Annotated in this window: 4 protein-coding genes and 1 pseudogene; all 5 read right to left on the bottom strand. The window is 75.7% G+C overall.

Features of this window, described 5'->3' with window-relative positions:
- Positions 1 to 471: pseudogene (locus tag QSJ97_RS24380) on the bottom strand (hypothetical protein); the annotation flags it as partial.
- Positions 468 to 854, bottom strand: a complete 387-nt coding sequence (locus tag QSJ97_RS24375; RefSeq protein WP_285675093.1) for an ExbD/TolR family protein — start codon at positions 852 to 854, stop codon at positions 468 to 470. The gene QSJ97_RS24375 and the pseudogene QSJ97_RS24380, both read right to left, overlap by 4 nt.
- Positions 855 to 859: 5 nt before the next feature.
- The gene (locus QSJ97_RS24370; RefSeq protein WP_285675091.1) at positions 860 to 1,246 is read right to left on the bottom strand and encodes an ExbD/TolR family protein; all 387 of its coding nucleotides are present in this window, start codon (positions 1,244 to 1,246) and stop codon (positions 860 to 862) included.
- Positions 1,247 to 1,250: 4 nt separating this feature from the next.
- Positions 1,251 to 1,982, bottom strand: a complete 732-nt coding sequence (locus QSJ97_RS24365) for a MotA/TolQ/ExbB proton channel family protein (RefSeq protein WP_285675089.1) — start codon at positions 1,980 to 1,982, stop codon at positions 1,251 to 1,253.
- 132 nt (positions 1,983 to 2,114) lie between these two features.
- A complete protein-coding gene (locus QSJ97_RS24360; protein WP_285675088.1) occupies positions 2,115 to 2,546 on the bottom strand; it encodes a hypothetical protein in 432 nt (143 codons plus the stop codon).
- Positions 2,547 to 2,714 lie beyond the last annotated feature (168 nt).

Here is a 2,714-nt window from a genome sequence, read left to right as displayed (position 1 = left end):
CGCGGCGAGGCCGATCGGCTCGGGCGCGCGCAGCACCAGCTTCGGCGGCGGCGCGGTGCGGGTGATGATCGGCTTGGCGAAGATCGGCCGGCGCGGCGCCTTGCCGGGGCCGGAGACGGCGCCGAGATCGCTCGCATCGCCGGCATCGACGCCGGCCTCGGCCGCCGCCGCCGCCGCGGTGTCGGGAGCCGGCGCCGCCTCGGCCGGGGCGGCCATCGCCGCCGCCTCGCCGGTCTCGGGCGGGGTGTTCCAGAGATCGACCAGGGCGTCGATCTCGGCGCTCGCTCCGGCCACCGTCGGGGCGACGGAGCGCGGCTCGCCGCCGGTGCCGTCCCAGATCCAGGGCGCCAGCGCGGCGAGCCCGGCGCCGTGCAGCAGCGCCGCCGCCAGCAGGAAGCCGGCCAGCCGCGGCGGGCGCGGGATCTCCGCCGGCGCCGGCGCGCCGTGGCCGTTGGCCAGCGCCAGGCTCATGGCCGCCCCACCGCGAGGCCGACCTCGGCGATGCCGGCGCTGCCGAGCGCCGCGAGGATGCGGGCGATCTCCGGCCCCGGCAGGTCGCGGTCGGCGCGGATCTCGATGCGGCCGCGCCCGGCGGCAGCGGCGGCGGCGATGGCAGGATAGACCGCGGCGTCGCGATGCCCCATCCAGGCGAGGCGGCCATCGGCGGCGACGAACAGCACCGCCTCCTCCTCGGCGCGCGCCTCGGCCCGGCTCTCGGGCAGCGCCAGCGGGAACGGCGCGCTGGTCGAGAGCGTCGCGGTGAGCAGGAAGAAGATCAGCAGCAGGAACACGATGTTGATCATCGGCACGGCGCCGTCGCGGGTGCGCCGGTGCCGGGGGGCGGAGAAATCCATCGCCGTCACTCCGCGATCACCGGCCGGCCGAGGCGCTCGGCGGCGAGATGGTCGAGCACCACGACGAGCTGCTGCAGCCGCGCCTCGGGGGTGCTCTGCACCACGACGAGCGCATCCGGCGCCGGCAGCAGCGGGCGCAGCGCCGCGGCGAGATCCTCCAGCGCCACTGGCGCGCCGTTGAGCTTCAGCCCGTCCGGCGCCACGGTGACGATGCGCGGCGCGCCGGCATAGACCCCCTCCTCCGGGCTCGGCGGCAGCAGCGCGATGCGCCGGTCGCCGGAGAAATGCGCCGCCAGCATGAAGAAGACCAGGAGCAGGAAGACCACGTCGATCATCGGCGTGAGGCTCGGCCTGCGGGCCCGTCGCGGCGTGCCGAAGGCGAAGGGCTGCATCGCGCTATTCCGCGGCGTCGACGGCGTGCCCGGCCTGCGCGGCGACCCCGATCGGGGCCGTCTCGACAGCGCCCGAAGCGTTGAAGACGCGCCCGGCGAGATCCTCCATGTCGAGGCGCAGCCGGTCGATCACGCTCTCGTACCAGGTGAGCGCGGCAGAGACCGGGATCGCCACCGCCATGCCGGCGGCGGTGGTCAGCAGCGCCTCCCAGATGCCCCCTGCCAGGGCCGAGGCCTCGGCGCTGGCGCCCGCGGTCTCGAGCGCCTGGAACGCCGAGATCATGCCGAGCACGGTGCCGAACAGCCCGAGCAGCGGCGCGATGGTGGCGATCAGCTCGAGCCCGCGCAGGCCGGTCTGCGCATCGCCGAGGATGCGCTTGGCGACCCGTGCGGTCTCGGCGGCGGCCTGCTCGCGGTCGGCGGCGCCGCCGGCGAGCCCCTGCATCGCCACCGCGACCAGCGCGGCGCAGGCGCCCCGGCCGGCGCGCGCCGCGGCGAGCCCGCCGGCATGGTCGCCGGCCTGCCAGCGGAGCACCGCCGCCTCGACCGCGCGCCGGTGCCAGGCCCCCACCGCGAACAGCGCCCAGAGCTTCCACAGGATCAGCGCCAGCGCGACCACCGACAGCCCGAGGATCGCCCAGATCGCCGGCCCGCCCTTGTCGAGCAGATCGAGCATCAGCCCGACCGCCGGGCCCATGCCGGCTGCCTCGACAGGTGCGCCGCTCTCACTTGCCATGCCCGATCGCCTCCCCCAGTTCGTGGGTGTCCTTATCGCCGGTTTTCGCGCGTTCGGCCAGCACCGTCTGGCCCGGAGGGCGCTGCGCCGGCCGCCGCCCGGCGGCCGGGCCGCCCCGCCGGCACCGGGCGCTCAGCGGATGCCCGCGACCCAGCGCATCACCAGGAACTCGCCCCAGCCAAGCATCGCCGCGGTGGTCATCAGCCCGCGTTCCAGCATGAACCCCTCGAGATTCGCATAGACCGCCCCCGCGGCGATTCCCGCCCCCGCGCCGACCAGCGTCCAGACCAGCGGGCCGCGCCAGTCGAGCAGCCGGAGCGCCAGCATCCCGGCCAGCCCCAGCGTCGCGGTGAAGCCGAAGAGATAGGCGAAGACCGTCCCCGCCCGCGCCATGGTGCCGGCCATCGCCGCGCTGTCGGAAGCGCGGTTGAGGCTCTCCATCAGGAACACGAAGATCAGGATCGACAGGCCCAGCACCATCGGCCCGACCGCCAGTGCCAGCAGCAGCTTGGCGAGGGGCGGCCGGTCGGCCTCCAGCGACATGGGATCTTGGATACCGCTCATGGTTGTATGATACCGGCGCCGGTCCGGCTCCGCAATCGGCGAGCGGCGGCGCGCGCGCCCTCGCCCTCGCCCTCGCCCCGGCCCGCGGGCGGCTTGTCGCAGCCGGCTTCGGGCGCTACGATTCGCCGGCAATCCAAGGAGCCTGCCGATGTCCCTCGCCACCCCGGT

Source organism: Paralimibaculum aggregatum (assembly GCF_030270585.1).
Lineage (GTDB): Bacteria > Pseudomonadota > Alphaproteobacteria > Rhodobacterales > Rhodobacteraceae > Thermohalobaculum > Thermohalobaculum aggregatum.
Note: the sequence above shows the minus strand (reverse complement) of the source record. Positions and strands in the feature narration are given on the sequence as shown.

Coding starts and splice junctions, on each gene's coding strand:
- QSJ97_RS24360 (WP_285675088.1), bottom strand. CDS start 2,546: ATGAGCGGTATCCAAGATCCCATGTCGCTGGAGGCCGACCGGCCGCCC.
- QSJ97_RS24375 (WP_285675093.1), bottom strand. CDS start 854: ATGGATTTCTCCGCCCCCCGGCACCGGCGCACCCGCGACGGCGCCGTG.
- QSJ97_RS24370 (WP_285675091.1), bottom strand. CDS start 1,246: ATGCAGCCCTTCGCCTTCGGCACGCCGCGACGGGCCCGCAGGCCGAGC.
- QSJ97_RS24365 (WP_285675089.1), bottom strand. CDS start 1,982: ATGGCAAGTGAGAGCGGCGCACCTGTCGAGGCAGCCGGCATGGGCCCG.